At 69.6% G+C, this 22,831-nt stretch carries 27 protein-coding genes; 12 read left to right on the plus strand and 15 right to left on the minus strand.

Going from position 1 to position 22,831, the window contains the following annotated elements; translation table 11 throughout:
• Positions 1 to 4: 4 nt before the first annotated feature.
• From ACFO5K_RS22255 to ACFO5K_RS22285, 7 genes are read right to left on the minus strand one after another with little or no spacing between them, the layout of a single operon-like run.
• Positions 5 to 1,093 (minus strand): FecCD family ABC transporter permease, encoded by a 1,089-nt coding sequence (locus ACFO5K_RS22255; protein WP_378566351.1) that lies wholly within the window; start codon positions 1,091 to 1,093, stop codon positions 5 to 7.
• Entirely contained in the window at positions 1,090 to 2,037 is a 948-nt protein-coding gene (locus ACFO5K_RS22260) for an ABC transporter ATP-binding protein (protein WP_378566354.1), read from the minus strand. The genes ACFO5K_RS22255 and ACFO5K_RS22260 overlap by 4 nt, the downstream gene beginning before the upstream one ends.
• Complete coding sequence (locus ACFO5K_RS22265) at positions 2,034 to 2,990, minus strand: GHMP family kinase ATP-binding protein (protein WP_378566357.1); 957 nt, start codon at positions 2,988 to 2,990, stop codon at positions 2,034 to 2,036. The genes ACFO5K_RS22260 and ACFO5K_RS22265 overlap by 4 nt, the downstream gene beginning before the upstream one ends.
• Complete coding sequence (locus ACFO5K_RS22270) at positions 2,980 to 4,296, minus strand: MFS transporter (RefSeq protein ID WP_378566360.1); 1,317 nt, start codon at positions 4,294 to 4,296, stop codon at positions 2,980 to 2,982. Before ACFO5K_RS22270 ends, ACFO5K_RS22265 begins: the two co-directional genes overlap by 11 nt.
• Positions 4,297 to 4,348: 52 nt before the next feature.
• Positions 4,349 to 5,389 carry a pyridoxal-phosphate dependent enzyme gene (locus tag ACFO5K_RS22275; RefSeq protein WP_378566363.1) on the minus strand — a complete coding sequence of 347 codons (1,041 nt, stop codon included), beginning with the start codon at positions 5,387 to 5,389 and terminating at the stop codon, positions 4,349 to 4,351.
• A complete protein-coding gene (locus ACFO5K_RS22280) occupies positions 5,386 to 6,213 on the minus strand; it encodes a hypothetical protein (RefSeq protein ID WP_378566366.1) in 828 nt (275 codons plus the stop codon). Before ACFO5K_RS22280 ends, ACFO5K_RS22275 begins: the two co-directional genes overlap by 4 nt.
• The gene (locus tag ACFO5K_RS22285) at positions 6,210 to 7,475 is read right to left on the minus strand and encodes an ATP-grasp domain-containing protein (RefSeq protein WP_378566369.1); all 1,266 of its coding nucleotides are present in this window, start codon (positions 7,473 to 7,475) and stop codon (positions 6,210 to 6,212) included. The genes ACFO5K_RS22280 and ACFO5K_RS22285 overlap by 4 nt, the downstream gene beginning before the upstream one ends.
• 102 nt (positions 7,476 to 7,577) lie before the next feature.
• Here ACFO5K_RS22285 and ACFO5K_RS22290 point away from each other — a divergent pair, with 102 nt between their 5' ends.
• On the plus strand, positions 7,578 to 8,285 hold the full coding sequence (locus ACFO5K_RS22290; protein ID WP_378566372.1) for a hypothetical protein: 708 nt from the start codon (positions 7,578 to 7,580) through the stop codon (positions 8,283 to 8,285).
• A 75-nt stretch (positions 8,286 to 8,360) separates the two neighbouring features.
• The gene (locus tag ACFO5K_RS22295) at positions 8,361 to 9,785 is read left to right on the plus strand and encodes an amidase (protein WP_378566375.1); all 1,425 of its coding nucleotides are present in this window, start codon (positions 8,361 to 8,363) and stop codon (positions 9,783 to 9,785) included.
• A gap of 21 nt (positions 9,786 to 9,806) precedes the next feature.
• On the opposite strand, the gene ACFO5K_RS22300 is transcribed toward ACFO5K_RS22295, so the two are convergent.
• A complete protein-coding gene (locus ACFO5K_RS22300; protein ID WP_378566378.1) occupies positions 9,807 to 10,040 on the minus strand; it encodes a hypothetical protein in 234 nt (77 codons plus the stop codon).
• Between the two features lie 367 nt (positions 10,041 to 10,407).
• On the opposite strand from ACFO5K_RS22300, the gene ACFO5K_RS22305 reads away from it, so the two are divergent.
• The 7 genes from ACFO5K_RS22305 to ACFO5K_RS22335 all read left to right on the plus strand — a co-directional run bounded on the left by ACFO5K_RS22305 (position 10,408) and on the right by ACFO5K_RS22335 (position 15,256).
• Complete coding sequence (locus tag ACFO5K_RS22305; RefSeq protein ID WP_378566381.1) at positions 10,408 to 10,662, plus strand: cupin domain-containing protein; 255 nt, start codon at positions 10,408 to 10,410, stop codon at positions 10,660 to 10,662.
• A gap of 127 nt (positions 10,663 to 10,789) precedes the next feature.
• The gene (locus tag ACFO5K_RS22310; protein ID WP_378566384.1) at positions 10,790 to 11,662 is read left to right on the plus strand and encodes a metal ABC transporter substrate-binding protein; all 873 of its coding nucleotides are present in this window, start codon (positions 10,790 to 10,792) and stop codon (positions 11,660 to 11,662) included.
• Entirely contained in the window at positions 11,659 to 12,429 is a 771-nt protein-coding gene (locus ACFO5K_RS22315; protein WP_378566387.1) for a metal ABC transporter ATP-binding protein, read from the plus strand. Before ACFO5K_RS22310 ends, ACFO5K_RS22315 begins: the two co-directional genes overlap by 4 nt.
• Positions 12,426 to 13,307, plus strand: a complete 882-nt coding sequence (locus tag ACFO5K_RS22320) for a metal ABC transporter permease (protein ID WP_378566389.1) — start codon at positions 12,426 to 12,428, stop codon at positions 13,305 to 13,307. Before ACFO5K_RS22315 ends, ACFO5K_RS22320 begins: the two co-directional genes overlap by 4 nt.
• A gap of 35 nt (positions 13,308 to 13,342) precedes the next feature.
• The gene (locus ACFO5K_RS22325) at positions 13,343 to 13,678 is read left to right on the plus strand and encodes an MmcQ/YjbR family DNA-binding protein (protein WP_378566392.1); all 336 of its coding nucleotides are present in this window, start codon (positions 13,343 to 13,345) and stop codon (positions 13,676 to 13,678) included.
• A 48-nt stretch (positions 13,679 to 13,726) separates the two neighbouring features.
• Positions 13,727 to 14,269, plus strand: coding sequence for a YaeQ family protein (locus ACFO5K_RS22330; protein ID WP_378566395.1), 543 nt, complete (start codon positions 13,727 to 13,729; stop codon positions 14,267 to 14,269).
• 69 nt (positions 14,270 to 14,338) lie between these two features.
• Entirely contained in the window at positions 14,339 to 15,256 is a 918-nt protein-coding gene (locus ACFO5K_RS22335; RefSeq protein ID WP_378566398.1) for an alpha/beta hydrolase fold domain-containing protein, read from the plus strand.
• Positions 15,257 to 15,262: 6 nt separating this feature from the next.
• Here ACFO5K_RS22335 and ACFO5K_RS22340 read toward each other — a convergent pair whose 3' ends face one another.
• The gene (locus ACFO5K_RS22340; RefSeq protein WP_378566401.1) at positions 15,263 to 15,844 is read right to left on the minus strand and encodes a TetR/AcrR family transcriptional regulator; all 582 of its coding nucleotides are present in this window, start codon (positions 15,842 to 15,844) and stop codon (positions 15,263 to 15,265) included.
• A gap of 89 nt (positions 15,845 to 15,933) precedes the next feature.
• Between ACFO5K_RS22340 and ACFO5K_RS22345 the strand changes: the two genes are divergently transcribed.
• Positions 15,934 to 16,971, plus strand: a complete 1,038-nt coding sequence (locus tag ACFO5K_RS22345; RefSeq protein WP_378566404.1) for a beta-ketoacyl-ACP synthase III — start codon at positions 15,934 to 15,936, stop codon at positions 16,969 to 16,971.
• A gap of 25 nt (positions 16,972 to 16,996) precedes the next feature.
• On the opposite strand, the gene ACFO5K_RS22350 is transcribed toward ACFO5K_RS22345, so the two are convergent.
• Together ACFO5K_RS22350 and ACFO5K_RS22355 are read right to left on the minus strand one after the other, a co-directional pair.
• Positions 16,997 to 17,539, minus strand: a complete 543-nt coding sequence (locus ACFO5K_RS22350) for a CinA family protein (protein WP_378566927.1) — start codon at positions 17,537 to 17,539, stop codon at positions 16,997 to 16,999.
• Entirely contained in the window at positions 17,475 to 17,822 is a 348-nt protein-coding gene (locus ACFO5K_RS22355; protein ID WP_378566407.1) for a hypothetical protein, read from the minus strand. The genes ACFO5K_RS22350 and ACFO5K_RS22355 overlap by 65 nt, the downstream gene beginning before the upstream one ends.
• A 282-nt stretch (positions 17,823 to 18,104) precedes the next feature.
• Between ACFO5K_RS22355 and ACFO5K_RS22360 the strand changes: the two genes are divergently transcribed.
• Both ACFO5K_RS22360 and ACFO5K_RS22365 read left to right on the plus strand, forming a co-directional pair.
• Positions 18,105 to 18,767, plus strand: coding sequence for an MspA family porin (locus ACFO5K_RS22360; RefSeq protein WP_378566410.1), 663 nt, complete (start codon positions 18,105 to 18,107; stop codon positions 18,765 to 18,767).
• A 37-nt stretch (positions 18,768 to 18,804) separates the two neighbouring features.
• Entirely contained in the window at positions 18,805 to 19,470 is a 666-nt protein-coding gene (locus ACFO5K_RS22365; RefSeq protein WP_378566413.1) for an MspA family porin, read from the plus strand.
• 55 nt (positions 19,471 to 19,525) lie between these two features.
• On the opposite strand, the gene ACFO5K_RS22370 is transcribed toward ACFO5K_RS22365, so the two are convergent.
• Genes ACFO5K_RS22370 through ACFO5K_RS22385 form a run of 4 tightly spaced genes read right to left on the minus strand, consistent with a single transcriptional unit; the run spans position 19,526 to position 22,818 of the window.
• Positions 19,526 to 20,923: a sensor histidine kinase gene (locus ACFO5K_RS22370; protein WP_378566416.1), complete on the minus strand. Its 1,398-nt coding sequence runs from the start codon at positions 20,921 to 20,923 to the stop codon at positions 19,526 to 19,528.
• Positions 20,910 to 21,617: a response regulator transcription factor gene (locus ACFO5K_RS22375; RefSeq protein WP_378566419.1), complete on the minus strand. Its 708-nt coding sequence runs from the start codon at positions 21,615 to 21,617 to the stop codon at positions 20,910 to 20,912. Before ACFO5K_RS22375 ends, ACFO5K_RS22370 begins: the two co-directional genes overlap by 14 nt.
• Positions 21,618 to 21,658: 41 nt before the next feature.
• Positions 21,659 to 22,204: a TerD family protein gene (locus ACFO5K_RS22380; protein WP_378566422.1), complete on the minus strand. Its 546-nt coding sequence runs from the start codon at positions 22,202 to 22,204 to the stop codon at positions 21,659 to 21,661.
• A 32-nt stretch (positions 22,205 to 22,236) separates the two neighbouring features.
• Positions 22,237 to 22,818, minus strand: coding sequence for a TerD family protein (locus ACFO5K_RS22385; RefSeq protein ID WP_378566425.1), 582 nt, complete (start codon positions 22,816 to 22,818; stop codon positions 22,237 to 22,239).
• Positions 22,819 to 22,831 lie beyond the last annotated feature (13 nt).

Consider the following 22,831-nt stretch of genomic DNA (forward strand, 5'->3'; position numbering starts at 1 on the left):
GAACTCAGGACGACCCGGCCGCGCGGAACCGGCGGATCAGCACCAGTAGCAGCGGCGCGCCGACGGCGGCGGTGACGATGCCGATGGGCAGCTCGCGTGGTGCGAACGCGGTGCGCGCCACCACATCGGCGACGACCAGGAACAGTGCCCCGATCAGCGCGCTGACCACCACCAGCCGACGGTGCGTGCCACCGGTGCACAGCCGCGCCACATGGGGCACGACCAGCCCGACGAACCCGATCGCCCCCGCGACGGCCACCACCGAGCCGACCGCCAGCGCCACCACGATCAGGGCGTAGAGCCGGATCCGGTTCGGTGCGATGCCCAGGGTGCGCGCGGTGTCGTCGCCGGCGGCCAGTGCGTCCAGGCGCGGCGCCAGCAGCAGCACCGCGATCAGCGTCAGCGCGAGGACCGTGACGGTGGTCGCCACGGAAGTCCAGGCCGCCGGCGCCAGTGATCCGAGCAGCCAGAACAGCACGGTCCGCGCGCCTTCGGGTTGGTCGGAGGCGAAGATCAGGAAGCTCGTCGCCGCCGAGAAGATGTAGCCGATGGTGACTCCGCCGAGCAGCAGGCGCAAGGAGGTGAGCTGACCGTTGATCCGCGAGATCGCGAACAGCAGCGCCGTCGCGGCCAGTGCTCCGAGGAAGGCGCTGGCGGTGAGCGCCGTCGTCGTGGTCGCCGCGGTGACCCCGAACAGCAGGTACACCGCGGCGCCGGTGGAGGCGCCCGAAGTCACGCCGAGGATGTGCGGGTCGGCGAGCACATTGCGCACGATGGTCTGCAGGACCGCGCCGGTGATGGCCAGCGCCGCGCCGACGAGCGCGCCCAGCAGCACCCGGGGCACTCGCACCAGCCAGACGATGGAGTCCTGCGCGGACGTCCACTCGGCGGTCGCCGGGTGCCCGAAGGTGTGGTGCCCGATGATCTGCGCCACGGTGCCCGGCGGGACCGCGACCGGTCCGAGTCCGGCCGCGACCAGCAGCGTCACACCGAGCGCGACGACGAGACCGGCGGTCAGCAGTAGTGTCCGGCCACGGTGGCGGGCGTGGTCGAGGTCGTCGACGGTCGCGGCGGCGGGCAGGGTCGCGGTCATCGGGTGGCCGCCTTTCGCGTGTCGGCCGAGGACGGAACAGGGTGGCGCGGCAAGTGGCCGGGTGTTGCCGCTGCGTGGTCGGCCGCAGGGGTTTCCGGGGAGCGCGCGCCGGCGGCGGCGTCGGGCGCTGGACCCGCAGTTGGTTCGGGTACCGGCGCGTCGGGCTCGGTAGCCGGGTCGGGCGCGGTGGCCGGGCCGAAGAGCAGCTGGACGGCGCCGAACGCGCGGGACCGGTGTACCTGGATCTGGTAGACGGGTTCGAGCACTTGGGGAGTCAGGACTTCGGCGACGGTGCCCGCGGCGGCGACCCGGCCGTGGTCGAGGAGTACGAGGCGGTCGCAGTAGCGGGCGGCGAGATTCAGTTCGTGCAGGACCACGATGGTGGTGGTCGTGTGCAAACCGCGCACGAGGCTGAGTAGTTCGTGCTGGTAGCGGATGTCGAGGTGGTTGGACGGTTCGTCGAGCAGCAGGTGGTCGGCCTGCTGGGCCAGTGCCCGCGCGATGAGTACGCGCTGGCGTTCGCCACCGGAGAGCGTCGCGAAACGCCGCTCGGCCAGTTCTCGCGCCCCGACCCGTGCGAGGGCGGCGGCCGCGGTGATCCGGTCGGCCCGGGAATAGCCCTGGAACGCGCCGACCCACGGCGACCGGCCGAGCAGTACGGTTTCGGTCACGGTGACCGGGGTGTCCGGTGGCGCTTCCTGCGCGACCACGGCGAGACGGCCCGCGAGGTCGCGCCCGCGCAACTGCTGTACCGGCGTCGCGTCGATCACCACCGACCCGCCTGCCGGGCGCAGGGCCCGGTACATCAGCCGCAATACGGTGGACTTGCCCGACCCGTTGGGGCCGATCAGGCCGACGGTGGTGCCCGGTTCGGCTCGAAAACTGATGTCATCGAGGGTGATTCGCCCGTCGTAGGCGAAGCGGATCTGGTCGACGGTGATCATCGCGAGGTGCTCTCTGTTCGAGGGGCGGTCGACAGGTGGGCGTGGTCGAGGGCGGACGGGCGCGCGTCGGTGCTCCGGTCGGGTCGCCACGAGTGGTGCACCGCGACCGAGTGGGCGAAGCGGGCGCAGATCTGCTGGGCGGCGACGACTTGCTCGCGTCGGCGCGGGTCGTCGTCGGACAGCAGGATGCCGGTGGTGGTGCCGCTGTGCGCGACCAGGACGCCGAGCGCGTCGATCGCCCGCGCCGCCGCGATGGTCGAGTCCAGATGCCGGCGCTCACGCAGTACCGTGCTCAGGACCGCGCTGCGGGTGGCCACGGCGCCGATCCCGGCGGCATCACCGTGCGCTACCGCGACACCGAGCTCGGCCAGCAACCGCTCGTATTCGCGTTTGTCGGCGGGCGTCAACGCCGGTTCGCCCCGGTTGAACTCGACGGTGTCGACCGATCCGCCTTCGTCGCCGGTGACGATCGTGAGCGCGGGCAGCGTGCCGAGCCGGGCGAGCAGCCGGACTTCACGGTGGAAGTAGGCGACGGCGCCGGGATACATGATTCCGTCCGAGGGTTCGATGGCGCGCAGATCGGCTTCGATTTCGCCGACGGGCACGGTGCGGCCTTCGGCGTCGGCGATCGCGCGCGCGGTGGCGACGAGATCGGCGGTGGAGCTGGCCAGTCCCTTGCCTTCCTGCAGTTCGCTGTGCAGGGTGAGCCGCCCGCCACGCAATGTCCGGGATCGGCCGACCATGGCGCTCGCGAGTCGCCGCGCCTTCGACTTGCCTTCCGGCGCCACCACGACCCGGTCGCCGCCGGGTTCGAACACAGCTACCGTGCCGCGCCGGATGGGCAGCGTGACGAGGAAGTGCCGGTCCTGTGCGGTGACGCCCTGCAGCAGCTCTCCGCAGCTGCCGTACGCGCGGCCGACGCCGATCCCCGGCTCGACGAGTTCAGTCCGCATGAGCGGCACCCGCTTTCGGACCGGCTCGACGCGCTACTGGGCTCGATGATGGCGCGAGGTCATCGGCTGCGGGCAATAGGTTTCGCTGGTGGAGCCGCAGCAGTGCGATCGCCGACAGCATTCCGGCCGCCGCGCACAGGCACGCGGGCGGCCAGCTCAGCGATCCACCGGTGTGGTCGAGTACCGCGCCGGTGATCGAGGTGGTGATGACTGTGAACACACCGGACGCAAGGTAGAACGCACCGAAATAGGTTCCGGTCAAACGGCTTCCGGCGAATCGGCCGATCGCCTCGTTGACGAATGGTTGTACCGCGGTCACCCCGATCGCGAGCAGCACCGCGGCCCCGACCACCGGCGCGACCCGCACCACCGTGCCCGCCAGGTGGTCCCCTTCGAACGAAATGAGGCTCGCCGCGGCTGGTGGCAGCAGGAACGCGGCGCCCATGATCGCCATACCGAGCGCCATCGAGGGGCCGCGCTGTGGCCGGCGCATCAGCACGGTGGTGACCCGGACCTGCAGCGCCACCACCGCGACCGTCTCCAGCACGAACAGCGCGGCCACCGCGGCGGGGCCGTGTCCCGGGCTCGCGCTGTCCTGGGCTTGCAGAGTGAGCAGGAAATAGATCTGGCTCATGAGGGCGAACATCGGCATCAGCGCGAGCGTGAACGCCCAGAACCGGCGATCGGTGAACACGGTTGCGAAGTCGGCGCCGATTCCGCCCTCGTGCGCGGGGACCGGCCGAGCGGGTAGCAGCAGCCACTGCACCACCGCGAGCACCGCGAAGATCGCCGCGGCCACCAGCGCAGAGATCCGGAAACCCGCCGCGATCAGCAGGGTGCCGAGCACCGGCCCGATCGCCGAACCCGCGTTGCCGAACACATTGAACAGCGCGAACGCCTGCGCCGAGTGCGCACCGCTGTCGCGGGCGATGAAGGCGCGTACCGCCGGGTTGAACACGGCTCCGGCGAAACCTGTCAGCACCGCGGCGGCCAGCACCACCGGCAGCGAACCGCCGACGGCGAACAGCGCGAAGCCGAGCGCCCTGATCGCGAGACCGGCCATGATCACACCGCGTGCACCGAGCCGGTCGGCCGCGGAACCGCCGACGAGGAACAGGCCCTGCTGGCTGAAATTGCGTACCCCGAGCACCACCCCGACGACCGCGGCCGACAGCGCGAGGTCGTCGAGCAGGTAGTCGGCCAGGAACGGGATGAGCAGGTAGAAACCGATGTGGCCGACAAGGTGGTTCACCAGCAGCAGACGCACCGCGCCGGGCAGCATTCGGAATGTTGCAAGCCCGCTCATGCGTCATCCTCGGAGCGCGTCGGTGTGCTCGGCTGCCACTCGGCGGACCGGGTCATGCCGTCACCTCGGCGAGCGGATCGCGCACGATCTCACATCGGCCCCAACCGCTCACTTCGGCGCTGTCGGGGGCTGCGATGGTGATGGGGGTGCTCGTCCGCGTGCCGAGCAGGCCGTTGGCGTGGCACCAGTCGTCGTTGTAGATCGTGCGCAGGTAGCGGTGCGGGCCGTCGGGGAACACGGTCAGCACGCGGGCACCGGGTTCGCGGGCGGCGGCCCAGCCCGCGACCAGCCCGGCGGCGCCGGTGCTCCAGCCGCCCGCGAGACCGGTCGTCGCCGCCAGCCGCCGACACGACGCCACCGCCTCGGCGGCGCCCACCCAGTGCACCTCGTCGAAGTCGGGGTAGGCGACGTTGCGGGGCAGGATGCTGCTGCCGAGGCCGCGCATGAGGCGTCGCCGGTCGGGTTGTCCGAAGATTCGCGAGCCCACCGCGTCGACGCCGATCACCCGCATGCGTGGCCATCGGGTGCGCAACACCCGGGTGAGCCCGGCGCAGTGGCCGCCGGAACCGATCGAGGCGACCAGCACGTCGACGGTGTCGACCTGGTCGATTATCTCCTCGCCCATCGCCCGGTAGCCGTCCGCATTGGCGGGGTTGTCGTACTGGTCGGGCCAGTACGACCCGGGGTGCTCGGCGAGCAGCCGGGCGAGCCGATCGAGCCTGGCCTGCTGCCAGCCGCCGACCGGATGTGGTTCGGTGACCACGTCCAGGCGAACGTCGTAGGCGCGCAGCAGTGCTCGGAGGTCGGGTTCGAGTTCGTCGTCGACCACGAGCAGCACCGGGTGGCCGAGCGCCTTGGCCGCGAGCGCCAGCCCCAATCCGAGGGTGCCGCTGGTGGATTCGATGACGGTGGCGCCCGGTGCGAGCTCACCCCGGGCCGCGGCGGCCCGCAACATCGATGCCGCGGCCCTGGCCTTCATCCCGGCGATGCTCGCCGACTCGAGTTTCGCGGTGTACCAGCTGTTTCCGGCTGGAATCGGCACGGTGGGGGTGCGACCGATCAGCTGTAGGAGGGCGGGTTGCGGAGTCGTCATGACAGCTCTCGGTAGGCGACGACGGTGCTCGGCCCGCCGTCGAGGGAGAAGAACGGGTAGGGCTCGGCCGAGACCGCGTGCACACCCGCACCGAGGAACCACGGCAGGACGGCGCTGCCGGTCTGCGCGAACAGCACGAGGGGCAGGCCATGGCGCATCGCGGTGGCGCGGAGCTCGTCGAATGTCTCGGTACCCAGCGACATTCCGGTGACGAGCAACGCGTCGTAGTCGGTGGGCGCCTGCTCGACGGATTCGAACACCGGTTCGCCCCACTCGGTGACTCCGCCCGCGTGGTCGCACGGCAGATAGGCGATGGCACGCGCGCGCAGCTCGGCGAGCAGTGAACCGACCACGCCGACGACCAGCACCTTGGTCGTCGTGGGTGGCAGCAGGTCGATGACGGCGCTCGCCCGGCGGCGTGATTTCGTCAGCGAGGTCGGCCCGTCGATCACCAGCTGCGCACCGTGTGCCCCGCCCGCGTGCGGATGTGGACGCACATGCATCAGGTAGGCGTCGAGGGCGGCGATGCGGACCGCGGCTACCGGGTGCTCGAGCAGGTCGGCCACCGTCGCGGCCACGCAGTGATCGATCAGATCGGCACCGGCGGTGTGGGGTTCGAGACCGCATGAGCCGACGGCCGCACCGACGCGGATGCTGAGCACCTCGTTGCGGTAGTGCCGGTTGCGGCCGACGTGCTGGGTGCCGTAGGTGGTGCGAAACGCTGTCGACGCGCGCAGCGTCGCGGCTTCGGAGCCGAGGCGGCCGGCCAGAGCCCAGCTGATGAGTTCGGCGATCGAGGTGGGGCGCAGGGCTGCTTCGATCATGCGCCGCCGCCGGTGACATCGAGTTCGAAGTGCAGGCCGGCGATCAACGACTGCCCGAGATCCCCGGCGGTGTGGGTGGTTTCGTCGACCACCATGACGTGGGCGAGGTAAGTGTTGTTGTCGGTCGCCGGTCGTACGGCGGTGCCCGGGTCGGGCAGTCTCTGTTCGACGATGCTGGTGTCGGTCGCCCAGTTCGCGGCGCCGTGCACCCGGGTGAGTACCCCGCTGCGGTCGGGCACGGCGAAAGCGATCGCCGCGCTGGTGATGCCGGTGTGGCGTGGGGTCAGGTCGGGAGTGCCGCCGGCCACCGCCTCGGCGTGGACCGCGGTGAGGTCGATTCCGGTGACGCGGCGCACCAGCTCGGTGATCCGGTTGCCCGCCGGCCGGGGATTCACTTCGATCAACCGGGGGCCGTGCGCGCCGAGTTTGACCTCGGTATGGGCGACGGTGGCGTCGAGCCCGAGCGCGGTGACCGCCGCCACGGCCAACTCCACGACGGCGGTCAGCTCGGTGGGGGAGAGGGCGGCGGGGAACATGTGGCCCGCTTCGATGTAGGCGGGGGCGCCGGTGATCTGTTTGTCGGTCACGCCGATCACCGTCGTCTGCCCGGCCACGGTCACCGTTTCCACGCTGAATTCGGGGCCGTCGAGGCACTCCTCGAGCAGGATGCGGGGGGAGCGGCGCTGGCCGCGGGCGTTGACGGGGAAGCCGGCGATCCGCTCGGCGGCGGCACGCAGCCGGTGCTCGTCGTCGACCCGGCAGACGAACATCCCGCCGCACAGGTCGACCGGCTTCACCACCAAGGGATAGCCGAGTTCCGCTGCCGCGCCGAGGAGTTCGTCGAGGTTTTCGGCGACGGCGAAGGCGGGGCCCGCCACGCCGGCAGCCCGGCAGATCTGCCTGGTCCGGTATTTGTCACAGGCGTCGGCCATCGCGTCGCGGCTCGGTCCCGGCAGCTCGAGTTCGGCGGCTATCGCGGCGACCGTGGGCAGGTAGTAGTCGCACGAGGTGAGCACCCCGTCGAAGCCGAAGAGGTCGTGCAGTTCCCGGACGTAGCGCAGTAGGGCCGCCTCGTCGTTGGTCTCGGCGGTGAACACGTTGTCGGCGCTGAGCAGTGGGTGCGGGCTGGGCGCACCCGCTCGCAGGTAGTGCCCGAGATCCCTGGTCAGGAAGCTGAATCGGTGTCCGCTGCGCTCGATGCCCGCCGGCAGCAGGGTGCTCATCGAACCGACCCAGCTTTCCACCATCAGTAGATGTCCCATATGACCTCCCAAGTTCGAGCAAGATGCTAATGATAACCATTTTCGTTATGGTTGCGACAGTCGAGCATCTCGCCGACTACGAAGTTGATGAGGAAAATCACCATGTTCTTGAAGAAAATCGTTGTGCCAGTGGCGCTTTCGCTGGCGGCGTTGTCCGTCACCGCCGGTGCGGCGCAGGCGCAGCCCGTCGCAGCCGACCAGCCGGTCGCCTTCACCGCCCACGCCACCGATACCGCGTCGATCATCGAAATCGAGCACGGGTCGCTGGCCATCGCCGACGGTGCGCTCGAAATCCGGGACACCGCAGGCACGCTCGTCGCCGCGACACCGCTGAGCTTCGCCGTCGACGACTTCCGGTTCCCGATCTCGGCTCGCGTCGACGGCCGCACGGCCACCCTCACTCCCGAGCTGACGATGGACAAGGCGGTCTACCAGCCGGTCGCCCTGCCCTTCGAGGACAAGGCAACGTGGAAATCCGAATACGAGCGTGAACAGGCCGCCTGGTCCCGGATGACCAGCACCATCAGCCTCGGCGCCGGAATCGGGGCGCTCGTCGGTGGCCTCGGCGGTGCCGCGGTGGGTTGCGTACTCGGCGGAATCGCCGGCGCCACCATCGCCGCGGCCACGATCGTCGGCATGTTCGGCCCGTTCATCCCGGCGGCCGCCGTCGGTTGCCTGGGCGGTGTGCTGGCGATGGGCGCCCTCGGCACGGTGGCCGGACAGCTCCTGGTGACCGCGCCGGTGGCCGTCGGCGCGGTGATCCAGTACTTCACCACGATCAACCAGCCGTTCCCGGCTCCGGCCGGATAGTTCGCCGGGGCCCGCGCGATGTCCGGAAGTTCGTTACCGCTACGAAGCGCGGGCCCCGCGGATTAGGCTGCGACCATGAGCTCTGCCGTCCACGGATTCACCGATGACGCACTCGGCACGCTGGACGCGGTCGGGGTCGCCGAGGCGCTGCGCGCGGGCGAGGTGTGCCGCGCCGAGGTGATCGCGGCCGCGGTCGCTCGGACCGAGGCGGTCGATCCCACTGTGGACGCGGTGCAGGTGCGCTGCTTCGAGCGGGCGAGCGCCACTCCCGAGACCTCGGGTGTGTTCGCCGGGGTGCCCGCCTTCGTCAAGGACAACACCGATATCGCCGGGCTGCCCAGTTGCCATGGTTCGGCGGCGTTCACCCCGCACGCGGCGACGGTCACCAGCGGTCCCGGTGCGCAGTTCCTGCAGTCGGGTGTGGTGGTGCTGGGCAAGTCGACTCTGCCGGAGTTCGGGCTCACCGCCAGTACCGAATTCACCCATCGCGCACCGACCCGGAATCCGTGGAATCCGGAGTACTCGGCCGGTGCGTCCTCGGGCGGCTCGGCGGCGCTGGTGGCGGCCGGGGTGGTGCCGATCGCGCACGCCAACGATGGCGGCGGTTCGATCCGCATTCCGGCCGCGGTCAACGGACTGGTCGGGCTCAAGCCCACCCGCAACCGGCTGCTCGACCAGCCCGGCGCGCGCAAGCTGCCGGTGCATCTGGTGACCGAGGGCGTGCTCACCCGGTCGGTGCGCGACACCGCGCACTACCTGGCCGGTGTCGAAAAGTTCGGTGCGAGCCCGGGGCTCGAGCCGGTGGGGCTGGTGGAAGGACCGAGTGCGCGGCGAGTACGGATCGGGCTGATCAGCGCCGACATCCTGGGCCGGTCCGTGCACCCGGCCAACGGGGCGGTACTCGACTCGGCCGCACAGGTTCTCGCGGGTATGGGGCACGAGGTCGTCGAGATGCAACTGGATGTGGATCCGCGGTTCGTCGCGGACTTCAAGCAGTACTGGGCGGTGATGGCGGCGGTGATGGCGCTGTCGTTCCGGGTGGGGCAGCGCGGCCGGTTCGATCCGCGCAAACTCGACCCGTTCACCACCGGTCTGATCGGGTTGGCCAAACGCAACCCGCTCGGTTCGGCGGCCGCCGCCTGGCGGTTGCGGGCGGGCACCGCCACCTACGATCGGCACTTCGCCGACGTGGACGTGCTGCTCACCCCGGTGTTGTCGCATCCGGCGCCGCGCATCGGCGAACACGCGCCCGGCCAGCCGTTCGAGGAGCTGTTCACCAAGCTGGTCGACTACGTGGGATTCACCCCGCTCAACAATGTCGGTGGCGGACCGGGCATTTCGTTGCCACACGGCCTGCTGCCCACCGGGCTGCCGGGATCGGTTCAGCTCGCTGCCCGGCGCGGTGACGAGCGGACGCTGCTCGATCTCGCCTACCAGTTGGAGGCGGCGAGTCCGTTTCCGCGCATCACCGAGCGCCCGGCGGCTGCGGGCGCGGCCTGATCAGACCGCGCCCCGCGGCTTTCAGCTACGGCGCCCCACGACGTTGATCGGGCGCAACCGTCCGGGACTCCTGGTTCCGGCGGCCTCGAAAGCCCAGTGTTCGCCGCGCCAGGTGGGGTATTCGGCTTGCCAGCGGTCGACCAGGCGCTGGTCTTCGAGCGAGGCGACGATACCGGCGGACCCGGTGTACTGCAGCCGCTCGTACTTGTCCCTGGTGACGGTGTCGGTGGTGGAAACGGTGGTAGTTGCTGACATGGAAACTCCGGATTCGAGGGAACGGTGGCGTGACGAGGGCGCTGTCCGGACCGGTGGTCCGGGTGCTGCGGTGGCGCGTCACCGCTCGATGCCGAGTATGCCGCTCGTCGTGATACCGCGCGCTGGTTTTGAAAATCCAAGTCTTCGGATTCGACTGTACGCGCTTCCCACATCGCCCGGGCGGCTCGAAGAGTTACGGCCCACGTTCACCAGCTGGGACGCACCATGCGCGGCGTCACCACCCGTGCGAGCGCCGCGCGGATCTGTTCGACGTCGTCGGTGCCCAATGTCTGTGCCCAGTTCGCGGAGAACGCCGCAAGGGCCGCGTCGGCGGCGCGCGTACAGGCCCGGCCGCGGCCACCGCCTCGTGGACGGCGTGGTGTACCTCGGCCGCGGCTGCCGGGAGCAGCAGGGGGAGTTCGCCGGTGGGGTTCTTCGGCTCGCGATCGATGGGCAGATCGCCTCGCTGCGCCCGGGTGACGCGGCGGTCGCGCCGGCCGGTGCGACGATCGCGCTCACCAATCCGGGTGCCGAACCCGCGGTGCTGCTCGTGACCGTCCGGGTCGGCTTCAGCGCCGAACTTTCTGATGGCGCCACGTTCGTCCCGCCTTGGGCAATGTGACTGGTCGACACGACTGTTTAGTCCACTGAACTTGAAAGTTTGGTCTCCCGAACAATATAATTCCGGGATGAGGGTTGGGTTTCATCGTTCGCCGCATCGAATGCTCGCGGCCTGTGTTCTGAGTGTCATGACCTTCGCGCTCACCGCGTGCGGTGGAGCGGGCGCCGAGGACGACGGCCGCAAGGTGGTGCTCACCACCTTCACCGTGCTCGCCGATATGGCGCGCAACGTCGCGGGCGAGCATCTGCGCGTGGAGTCGATCACCAAGGTGGGTGCCGAGATCCACGGCTACGAACCCACTCCCGGCGACATCAAGAAGGCCGCAAGGGCCGACCTGATCCTGGACAACGGGCTCAACCTCGAGGCCTGGTTCGCGCAATTCGTCGCCGACCTCGAGGTGCCGCACGCGGTGGTGAGCGAGGGGGTGGCGCCGCTGAACATCGGCGAGGACGCCGGTGCGGGCAAGGCCAACCCGCACGCCTGGATGTCACCGGTGAACGCCCAGATCTACGTCGACAACATGGTGCGCGCGTTCACCGACCTCGACCCCGTCCACTCCGCCGCCTACCGGGACAACGCCGAGGCGTACAAGACCCGGATCGGCGCGGTGCACGACGACCTCGTCGCGGCGCTGAGCGCGGTGCCCGCCGACCAACGGGCCCTGGTGACCTGCGAGGGCGCGTTCTCCTACCTGGCCCGCGACGCGGGACTCACCGAGAAATACATCTGGGCGGTCAACGCCGAACAGCAGGCCACGCCACAGCAGATCGGTGCGGTGATCGACTTCGTCCGCGCGCGTGATGTGCCCGCGGTGTTCTGTGAGTCGACGGTGTCGGACGCGCCGATGCAGCGGGTGGTCGAGGCCACCGGCGCGCGGTACGGCGGCACGCTCTATGTCGATTCGCTGTCGGAAGCCGACGGGCCGGTGCCGACGTACCTGGCCCTGATCCGCCACGACGCCGACACGATCGCGGGCGCACTGGCCGGGGCAGTGAGATGACCGCGCACAGCGCGTCGAACGCGGCGCCGGTGGTCGCCGCGCCCGTCGTCGAGATCCAGGACGTGACAGTTCACTACGGTGAGGTGCTCGCCCTCGACAACGTCGAGCTGACGCTGAAGTCCGGCCGGGTGTGCGGACTGATCGGGATGAACGGTTCGGGCAAGTCGACACTGTTCAAGACGATCATGGGTTTGGTCACGCCGGATCGGGGCCGGGTGCTGATCAACGGCAGCGGACCCACCGCGGCGCGCAAGTCTGGCAGCCTGGGCTACGTGCCACAGGCCGAGGACGTGGACTGGTCGTTTCCGCTGTCGGTGCGCGAGGTGGTCATGACCGGGCGCTACGGGAAGATGGGGTTCACCCGGCGGCCGAGCCGGGCCGATCGAGCCGCGGTGGCCGAGGCGCTGGCGCGCGTCGAGCTCACCGAGTTCGCCGACCGGCAGATCGGGCAGCTGTCCGGCGGGCAGAAGAAGCGCACCTTCGTGGCGCGTGGCATCGCGCAGGAGGCGACGATCCTGCTGCTCGACGAGCCCTTCGCCGGTGTCGACAAACGCTCCGAAGCCACCATCACCGCGCTGCTGCGTGAACTCGCCGCGGGCGGGGCCACCATCCTGGTGTCGACCCACGACCTGCACGCGCTGCCGCGCCTGGCCGACGAAGCGGTGCTGCTGAACCGCCGGGTGCTCGAGCACGGCGATCCCGAGGTGGTGTTGCGCCCGGAGAACCTGGCCAAAGCCTTCGGACTGGACGCGGACGGGGACCGATGACCATCGAAGAATTCCTGCTCGACCCACTGCGTTACGAATTCATGGTGCGGGCGCTGGCCACCACCGTCACCGCGGCCCTGGTGTGCGCGGTGCTGTCGTGCTGGCTGGTGCTGATCGGGTGGTCGCTGATGGGCGACGCGGTCTCGCACGCGGTGCTGCCCGGGGTGGTGCTGGCCTACATTCTGGGCTGGCCGTTCGCGGTGGGCGCGGTGATCTTCGGCTTCCTCGCCGTGGCGCTGATCGGGGTGGTGCGCGACACCAGCCGGGTGAAGGAGGACGCCGCGATCGGCATCGTGTTCACCACATTGTTCGCGTTCGGTCTGGTGCTGGTGTCGGTGACACCGAGCAACACCGACCTCAACCACATCATTTTCGGCAATCTGCTCGGGGTGAGCCGCGAGGAGATGATCCAGATCATGATCCTGGCGGCGATCGTGCTGCTCGCGCTGGTCCTCAAACGCCGCGACTTCACCCTCTACGCCTTCGACGCCACCCACGCCCACGCCATCGGTCTCAATCCCCGCCTGTTGGGAACCGCGCTGCTGGCGTTGCTCGCGCTCACCTCCGTGGTGGCCTTGCAGGCGGTGGGCGTGGTGCTGGTGGTGGCCATGCTGATCATCCCCGGTGCCACCGCTTACCTGCTCACCGACCGTTTCTCGCGCATGCTCGTCATCGCCCCGACCGTGTCGGTGAGCTGCGCGGTCACCGGGCTCTACCTGAGCTATCACCTCGACACCGCCGCGGGCGGCATGGTCGTGGTCACCCAGGGTGTGGCCTTCGCCTTCGTGTACCTGTTCGCGCCGCGCCACGGCATCATCGGCCGTCGCCTCACCGCCGCCCGCACCCGGGCCGCGACGGCGGCGAAGGCCGTGGGGTAGCGCGGTTGTCGGTGGCCGCTGCGATGATCGGTGCCATGAATGTCACCGGGGACGACGTCCGCTCCCTCGCCCTGTCGCTGCCCGAGACGACGGAGCAGTTCGCCTGGGGCATGCCGATTTTCAAGGTGTCGGGCAAACTCTTCCTCACCTTGCCCGAGGGGGAGACCTCGATGGCGGTGCGCTGCCCGATCCTCGACCGCGACGAACTGGTGCTCGCCGAGCCCGCCAAGTTCTGGATCGCCGCGCACGAGGCGGGCAACGCCTGGGTGCGGGTGTACCTGTCGGCCCTCGACGACCGCGAGGAACTCACGGCCATCGTCACCGACTCCTGGCGGCAGGCCGCGCCGCGCGCACTGCTCGACAGCCCGTAGCCGCGCGGTACGTGGTGGCGGTGGCCGACCGGTAGGCTCGCAACTCCTATGGCACTCAGCGCAACCCTGCACCACTTCGCCGTTCAGCTCGCCGATGTCGATCGCGGCGTCTACGAGGACCTCGAGTTGCGGGTGGCGCGGCACCCGTCCGAAACCCCCGAATACATGCTCACCCGGATCTTGGCGTACTGCCTGCAGTACGAGGAGGGCATCGTGTTCAGCGACGGCGGTATCTCGGCGACCGACGAACCCGCCGTGCAGGTGCGTGACCTCACCGGCCGCACCACCGCCTGGATCGAAGTGGGCGCCCCCGACGCCGACCGCATCCACCGTGGCAGCAAGCTCGCCGGTCGCGCCGCTGTGTACACCCACCGCGACCCCGTGAAGGTGCTCGCCCAGTACGCGGGCAAGAAGATCCACCACGCGGCCGCGATCCCGCTCTACAGCTTCGACCGGGCGTTCATCGACGCCGCCGCCGCGCTGATCGACCGCCGCAACACCGCCGCCCTGTCGATCACCGAGGGCGTGCTCTACCTCGACCTCAACGGCACCAGCCTGCGCACCGACATCATCGAACAACCGCTGGGCTGAGGGCGGCGCGACGAGTAGCTTGTCGAGCATCGGTGGGCGCGTGGTCTCACCCGTCGAACGGAGGTTGCGGTGCCCACAGTGATGAGCCGGTTCGTGATTCCCCGGTTCCTGCGCCTGGCCCGGCGCAACCGCAACTACATCGACGCCGACCTGGCTCGCGCGCATGTGCGCGAGCGCGGTCTGCGGCCGGTGGCCTACGGTCCGCCGCGCACCCTGCGTGGGCTGGACGTCACGGTGGTGCGCGATCGTGGCTGGCCGGTCTACACGCTCACTCCCACGGCCGGGGCGGTGCGCGGCGCTCTGGTGTACGCGCACGGCGGCGGCTGGGTGGGCGAGATCGCCGCCCAGCACTGGCGGCTGGCGGCTCAGCTGGCGGTGCGGGTGCGCCTCGCGGTGACCGTGCCGATCTATCCGCTGATCCCGTTCGGCACCGCCGCCGAGGTGATTCCGCGAGTCGCCGAACTCGTGCGGGCCGCCGGCGCCGAGTACGGCCCGACATTCCTGGCCGGCGATTCCGCAGGCGGCCAGATCGCCCTGTCTACTGCCCTGCACCTGCGTGATCTCGGGCAACCGGCCCCGCTGCGGACCGTGCTCATCTCACCGGCGCTCGACCTCACCCTGGAGAACCCACAGATCGATGAGGTCCAGCCCCGTGATCCCTGGCTCGGCCGCGACGGCGGCCTGGTGTTCGGTGGGTTGTGGAGTGGGGCGCTGTCGATGCGGGATCCGATGGTGAGCCCCCTGTTCGGTGACCTGACCGGCCTGGGCCCGCTCACGGTGTTCACCGGTACCGAGGACATCCTCAACCCGGACGCCCGGCTGCTGGCGGCGAAGGCGCGCGCGGCGGGCGTGCACCTGGATTACCGGGAAGGAGCCGGTCTCGTGCACGTCTACCCGCTGACCCCCAGTGCGGAGGGCAGCGCGGCGCGTCGCCGGATCGTCAGCATTCTGCGGGCGGATCTGGATGGTGCGCAAGTGGTTTCGTGAGTCCGTTCACCGCTGGGCCAGGTGGTGGTTGAACAGGATGGTCAGCTGGGTGACCGCCTGATCGAAGGGGTGGGGTGACTTCAGCGCGCGGCTGTGCACGATGGTGCCCTCGATGGTGGTGAGCAGGAAACCCGCGAGTGAGACCGCGGTGGCGCGTTCGATCCCCGCCGCGACGATGCCGTCGGCCAGGCGCGCGGTCCATTCGGCGAAGGCCTGGCCGGCCAGCGATTGCACGGCCGGGTCGAGTTCGTCCAGGGCCGCGGCCATCATGAACGAACCGGCGCGGTAGTCGGTCTTCTCGAGTGGCTCGCGCCAGAAGGCGAACAGTTCGGTGAGCCACTGCTGGGCCGAGGACGCGGTCTGCAGATTGTCGGCCATCGTGCTCACGTGCGAGTACACCAGTCGCGACACGATGCGCGCCGCGGTCTGCACCAACTCGCCCTTGCCCGCGGGAAAGTGCTGGTACAGCGAGTTGCGCGAGGTGTTGCTGCGTTTGAGCAGTTCGCTGAGCGCGGCCGCGTGCACGCCGTGTTCCTGGATGGTGCTGATGGTGTGTTCGATCAGTCGGGCGCGTGGTCCGGCCGGCATCCGATCTCCTCCCAACCCTTGATTGAACCGATCGGTTCATGTTAAACCTGTTTCTGCGTGAACCGATCGGTTCACATGGAGAGGATGCCATGCCGACCCCCATCGCCACCGCAATTCCGGTCACCCACACCGCGATTGCCGGCCTCGGCGTGTATCGCCCGCGCCGGGTGGTGCCCAACGCCGACATCGTCGAGGCCATCGACTCCTCCGACGAGTGGATCCGGACCCGGTCCGGGATCACCGCGCGGCACTGGGCCGAGCCCGACGAGACCATCGTGTCGATGAGTGTCGCGGCCGCTCGTGACGCCCTGCGCGCGGCCGGGATCGAGCCCGAGCAGGTGGACGCGGTAGTGCTCGCAACTTCCTCGCAGATGGTGCTCGGTCCTTCGGCGGGCGCGGTGGTGGCCACCGAACTGGGCATGCACGACACCGCCGCCTACGACATCTCCGCGGGCTGTGCCGGTTTCTGCTACGCGCTGGCCGACGCGGCGAATCTGGTGCGTGCGGGACAGGCACGCCACGTGCTGGTGATCGGGGTGGAGCGGCTCTCGGATCTGCTCGACACCACCGACCGTGGGTGCGCGTTCATCTTCGCCGACGGTGCGGGCGCGGTGCTGGTGAGTCCGGCCGAGCAGGAGGGTATCGGCCCGGTCGCCTGGGGCTCTGACGGTAGCCGCACCTCGGCGATCAAGCAGGACAAGGACTTCGCCGAATACTTCGCCGAAGTGGCCGCCGCGGAAGCCTCGGGTGGCACGTCGGTGCGCCCGTACATCCGGATGAACGGCACGGAGGTGTTCCGCTGGGCCGTCACGTTCTTGGAGCAGGCGTGCCGTGACGCGCTCGCCGGGGCTGGGGTGACCGCCGCCGATCTCGACGCGTTCGTGCCCCATCAGGCCAACATCCGCATCACCGACGCCCTGGTGCGCACCCTCGCGCTGCCGGACAGCGTGGCTGTCGCGCGCGACATCATCGACACCGGTAACACCAGTGCCGCCTCCATCCCGATGGCCATGGAACAGCTCCTGCGTTCGGGCGCGGCCGAGCCCGGTGACACCGCGCTGCTGCTCGGCTTCGGCGCCGGCCTGGCCTATGCGGGCCAGGTGGTGCACCTGCCGCCGATCGCCTGAGCCGAAACCGCGGCGGGCCGGAGAGTTACGCGGATTCGACGATGCGTCGTGCGCCGTCGTGCAGTAGATCGAGGGCGCACTGCACCGACTGGTCGAGGATCTCACCCGGTTCGCCGTCGAACTGCCGGTGTACCGCCCAGGAGGTGTCGCGGGTGGCCACCGCGCACCACACCGAGCCGACCGGTTGGCCCTCCTCGGTGCCGGGTCCGCCGACACCGGTGGTGGCGGCGGCGACGTCGGCATCGGTGAGCGCGCGCACGCCCTCGGCCATCGCGAGCGCGGCGGTCTCGGAGACCACGGGCACATCGGGCACCCCGAGCACGGACTGCTTGACCGACACGGAGTAGGCGACCACGCCGCCGTGGAACCATTCGGCCGAATCGGGGGCCGCGGCCAGTGCGGTGGCGAGATTGCCGCCGGTGAGCGACTCGGCGACCGCGACGGTCAGATCGTGGCGCTCGGCGTAGTCGCCGACATCAGATGCGGTGGCGATGGGGTCCTCCTCACGCTGCCGGTTGACCGGCGGTCGCGCTGGGATGCAGCGGCCGCTGATCGCTGACCGGAACAGCGTAGGCCTCGCCGTTTCGGATGCCGAACTCGAACCGGCACGGGAACAGCGACGGCAGGCCGGTGGCGCGCAGGTCGTAGTTCGCGGCCAGGGTCTGCATCGCCCAATTGCGCAGGGAGTCGGGCAGTCTCAGGGTGGTGCCGTCGACGCACGACACATAGGCGTGTGTCTGCTCGTCGTCGATGGGTAGGGGGTTGCGCAGTCCGACTGCGCCGATATCCAGAATTCGTCCGGCGTTGTGGGTAGAAGCGACGCTCGGCAAATCCAACTCGATGTCGTCCATGCCCGAAACCGTATCGCAGCAACTATCCAGGGAACGCCGAAATCGCGTCCCCTATACCAACTTCGCAAAATTGGCCGATCACCGGCCGTTCATGACGAACGTATGACGATCGTCGCAACACAACTGCAACAAACTGGCAAGGTTCCCGTTCCGGGACCTTCATCGCCGGGTCCTCGCGTGGTCCTCCTCGCGCCATGGGGCGGGTGAATGCTCAGTCCAGCCCTCGACGCGCCGTAGTGGCCTGCGCCGAGGTACGACAGCTCGAACCTGATGAGGGGAAGTATGAATATCAACCGAATCCGCGGCGGCCTGAGTGCTGTCGGCACCGGAGTTGCCGTGCTCGCGCTCGGCGCGCTGGTCGCCGGTACCGCCGGCGCCGATGCCTTCGTTCCGCTCCCGGACGGCGAGAAGATCGGCCCCGGAGTCACGATCAAGCGCACCGGTGAGCACGCCGTCGTCTCCCCGTCGATGGCCGCCAACGGCGCGGGCCGCGTGGCCTGGGTCTCGGGCAACGTGACCGCCGATGTCACCGCCACCCCCGAAGGCGAAGCCGGCCCGAACAACGGCCCGTCCGGCCGTGAGGGCTCCAACAACTCCTCCACCCACGGTGCCTCGCAGCTCAACACCGGCTACATCATCGGCTGCCAGGTCTCCATCGGCGACGACGCCATCAAGGCCGGCGTCTCCGGCGGCATCGATCTGTCCGGCTTCAGCGTCGGCGGCTCGGCCGGCATCGAGCTCGGGCCGGGCGAGGTCAAGTTCGTCCAGATCGAGAAGAAGGACATCGAAAAGGCGGGTGTCTACTCGGTCGAGTACCAGGACGTGGAGATCGAGGTGCAGGGCTGCGCGGGCTACGCCCAGGCCCGCTCCTACACCGTGGTCGAGATCATCGGCGACCACTACTCCAAGACCACCCTCTACGGTGCGCCGTTCAGCATCGGCTGAGCCGCCGAAACCAGACACAGATCAGAGGATGAAAAACATGATCCACCGTAAGAATTCGGCTCGCCTGGCCGGTCTGGTCGGCGCGGCCGCGGTCGCCGTCGGCATGCTGTCGGCCGGTGCGGCCAACGCCGACACCTTCGTTCCGCTGCCCGGCGGCGAGATCACCAAGACCCTGTCCGACGGCAGCGTCGTCACCGTGCGCCTGGTGGGCGAGTCGGCCACGATCAGCCCGTCGATGGGTTCGACCCCGGTGCACCGCAATGCCTGGGTTTCGGGCAGCGCGCAGGTCGAGGTGTCCGGTAACGCCAAGGGCGGCAAGATCCGTCCCGGTTACGTCGTGGGCTGCCAGGTCAACATCGACGGCGGCGGCGTCGACGGTGGCGTCGAGGGCGAGGGCAGCTGGGACGGCGAGGACGGCGGCGTCGGTGCCGAGTCCGGCGCCGAGCTGAGCCTGGGCCCCGGCCAGGCCAAGTCGTTCTACCTCCTCGATCTCGAGAAGGCCGACGACTACGGCAACGAGGACCACAGCAAGGACAACAAGTTCAAGGGCAACACCGGCTCGGTCACCTGGGCCGACAGCACCATCGGCCTCAGCGGCTGTGGCGGTTACGCCCAGGCCCGTTCGTTCGTGCAGGTGAAGGTCGAGACCGACAACGTGAAGTCGATCGTCACACTGTGGGGCCAGCCCTTCAGCATCGGCTGATCTGTTCCAGCTGACCAGCGAGGCCCGGCGCGCACTGCGCCGGGCCTCGTTCGTGTCAGTGCTGGGTCGCGGCCGGTTCCCCGGTGTCGGCCGGCCGGGACAGCGCCGGCATCGTCAGGACGAAACGCGCACCGCCGCCGGGCCGTTCGGCACAACTGATCCGGCCGTGATGTCCGGTGACGGTTTCGGCGACCAGGGCCAGACCGATGCCGGTACCACCCGACGAACGCGACGAGGTGACGAACCGTTCGAAGATGCGCTCCCGATCCTGCGGTGCCACACCGGGTCCCGCGTCATCGATGGTGACCCGCACCTCGGCGCCGTCGTTGTCCACCCGCACCGCCACCACGCCACCGCCGTGCCGGTCGGCGTTGGCGAGCAGATTCACCAGCGCGCGTTCGAGTTCCATCCGCCGCCCGCGCACCATGCCGTCGTCAGCGAGATCGAGGACCACGGGGCCGGTGTCGCGACCGGCCAGCAGATGCGACAGCAGCGCCGACAGCGACAGCGGGGCCGGGTCGGAGCGGTGGATGCCCGCCTCGGCGCGTGCCAGCGCCAGCATGTCGTCGAGCAGGCCGCGCAGATAGGTGGTCTCCTCGACGAGCAGACCCAGTGCCGCGCGCGGCCGCTCGGACAGTTCCTCGCGGTGCCCGGCCAGCACCGAGGCGGTGGTGGTGAGGGTGGTGAGCGGGGTGCGCAGCTCGTGGCTGAGGTCGGAGACCAGGCGGCGTTCACGTTCGATGCGCTGCTGTAGCGAATCGACCATCGTGTTGAAGGCGTCGACGGTGGGCGACAGGTCGTCGTCGGCGGCGCGCGGCAGGCGCAGGTCGTGTTCGCCGGAGGCGATGCGCGCGGCAGTGCGCGCGACCTGCCGCAACGGGCTCAGCGCGTACTGCGCGGCCCACGCGCCCAGCGCCGCGGCCACCGCCACCGCCAGCACGGCGCTGGCGAGCAGGATCGAGCGCAACATCCGCAGGGTCGTCTCGAGTTCGCTCAGCGGGGCGAACTCGTGCAGCACGGCACCGTCTTCGACCTCCGCGACGGCCCGGAGGTACGGGTGACCGTCGATCGTCACCTCAGTGGCCGCGCTGGGCACCTCCTCGGCCTGTTCGAGCACCGCGGGCAACCCGACATCGGCGCCGACCACCGACGACCCGGTGCTCCACTGCAGCATCGCGATGGTGCCGGGAGTCAGGTGCAGCGATTCCAGCGCCTCGGCGGCGGTGATGCGCGGTGAGTCCAGGCGCAACCGCAGGATCTCGGCGTGGACCGCGACCGCCCGCTCGACGGTGCGTACCCGCTGCGTCTCCATATAGCTGGTGCTCACCGCGTAGACCGACCCGGCCAGCAGCAGCGCCACCAGGCTCGCGCCCAGGACGAACGCGGCCATCACCCGCCCGCGCAACCCCCGGAACCGCAACGGTAACCGGGGGCGGGACTCAGGACCCGACATCGAGGCGGTAGCCGAGCCCGCGCACGGTCACCAGCAGGCGTGGGTCGGCGGGGTCGCGTTCGATCTTGGTGCGCAATCGGCGCACGTGTACGTCGACGATGCGGTCGTCGCCGAAGAACCCGCGGTCCCAGATCCGGTCGAGCAGCACCTGTCGGCTCAGTACCAGGCCGTCGTTCTGGGCGAGTTCGCACAGCAACCGGAATTCGGTGATGGTGAGGTGCACGTCGTCGCCGGCCAGGCGCAGCGAACCGCGTTCCGGGCACAGCACCAGCCGCCGATCCGGCGCCGCGTCGAGCACCAGCTCCACGACATCACGTTCGATGGTGTTGCGGGTGCGCCTGCGCAGGGCCCGGATGCGGGCGGTGAGCTCCTTGACTTCGAACGGTTTGGTGACGAAGTCGTCGGCGCCGGCCTCGAGCGCGGCGACCACGTCGTGGGTGTCGTCGCGCGCGCTCACCACGATGATCGGCACGTCGTGGTCGCGGCGCACCTCCCGGATGCAGGTGAATCCGTCCATCCCGCCGAGCATCAGGTCGACGATCATCACATCCGGTGCGCCGAACGTGTGCACCTGGTCCAGTGCCCGTTCGGCGCATTCGGCCTCGGCGACGACGTAGCCCTCGTCTTCCATGGCCAGTCGAAGCGACTCCCGCACGCGGGGGTCGTCCTCGACGATCAGCAACTGTGCGCTCATTCCACTGCCCTCCGTACCGGCCACTACGGTACCGCCGCCGCTCAGCTCAGATGACCGGTGAGCTGCGGGATGGCCTCGATGGCGTGCTGGGCCCAGATGGGTTCGGCGAGCACGTCGAACTGCCAGTTCTGGTCGGGGCGGTGCAATTTGCCGAGCACGATGCCGGTGTGGGAACCGGCCCCGGCCAGGTCGAAGCGCAGCAGCTCGATGCCGGTGACGTTGTCGATAACCCGGCAGAAGCCGTTGCGGATCTGGTCGAAATGCTGCCCGCTGTAGCTGGTGACGAGGAACACGATGGTGGTGACCGCCGGATTCAGGCGGGTCAGGTCGACGGCGATGGCTTCGTTGTCGCCGTCACCGTCGCCGGTGACGCTGTCGCCGAGGTGGCGCACCGCCCGGTCCTGGGAGGTGAGCTGCTCGTGGAAGGCGCCGTCGATGAACTGGGTGCCCGCGAACGAGAGCGCGCAGGCGTTGAGATCGATGTCGTGGCGTTCGCCACCGAACCGGCCGGTGGGTGGGGCCGGGTCCCAGCCCAGGGCCATCGTGACGTGAGTGAGCGCGCCGGGGTGGCGGAAGGCTCGGTTCATGGGTGCTCCTCGTCGGGCAGTCGAAGGTCGGGCTATCCGAGCGCGAAGCGCAGCAGCGCCTGCCGGTCGCCCTGCTTGATCTTGCCCTTGCGGTCGAGGACCTCGAGCTGCCAGACCGGACCGTTGCGGAAGGCGCGCGCGATCGCGTTGGCATTCTCGGCGGCCAGCAGCGACGGCCAGATGTCGGCGACGGGCTGGCTGTCGGCGCCGGTGGCGTCGTAGATCTTGAACGAGACGTTGTTGGCCTTCTCGAACGAGGAGCCCTTCTTGAAGGCGGCGGCCACGAACACGATGGAATCGATGGCCGGGGGCACGGTGGCGAAGGTGACGTGCACGGTCTCGTCGTCGCCCGAGGCGGCACCGGTCTGCTCGTCACCGGTGTGCAGCACCGCGCCGTTGCCGAGGGGGTCGAGCGAATCGAGTCCGGCGAAACGCACCGGTTCGCCGCCCTGGCACAGCACGGCAACCAGGTCCAGATCCACGCCGCGCTTGCGGCGCGCGATGCCCAGCAGCCCACCGCTGGCGCCGGCCGAAGGGTCCCAGCTCACTCCCACACTCATCTTGGTGATGCCGTCGAGATCAGCCGCGCCGTCTTCTTTTTTCAGAGTAATCACGACATCGAGGCTA

The sequence above is a fragment of the Nocardia halotolerans genome, assembly GCF_042650145.1.
Lineage (GTDB): Bacteria > Actinomycetota > Actinomycetes > Mycobacteriales > Mycobacteriaceae > Nocardia > Nocardia halotolerans.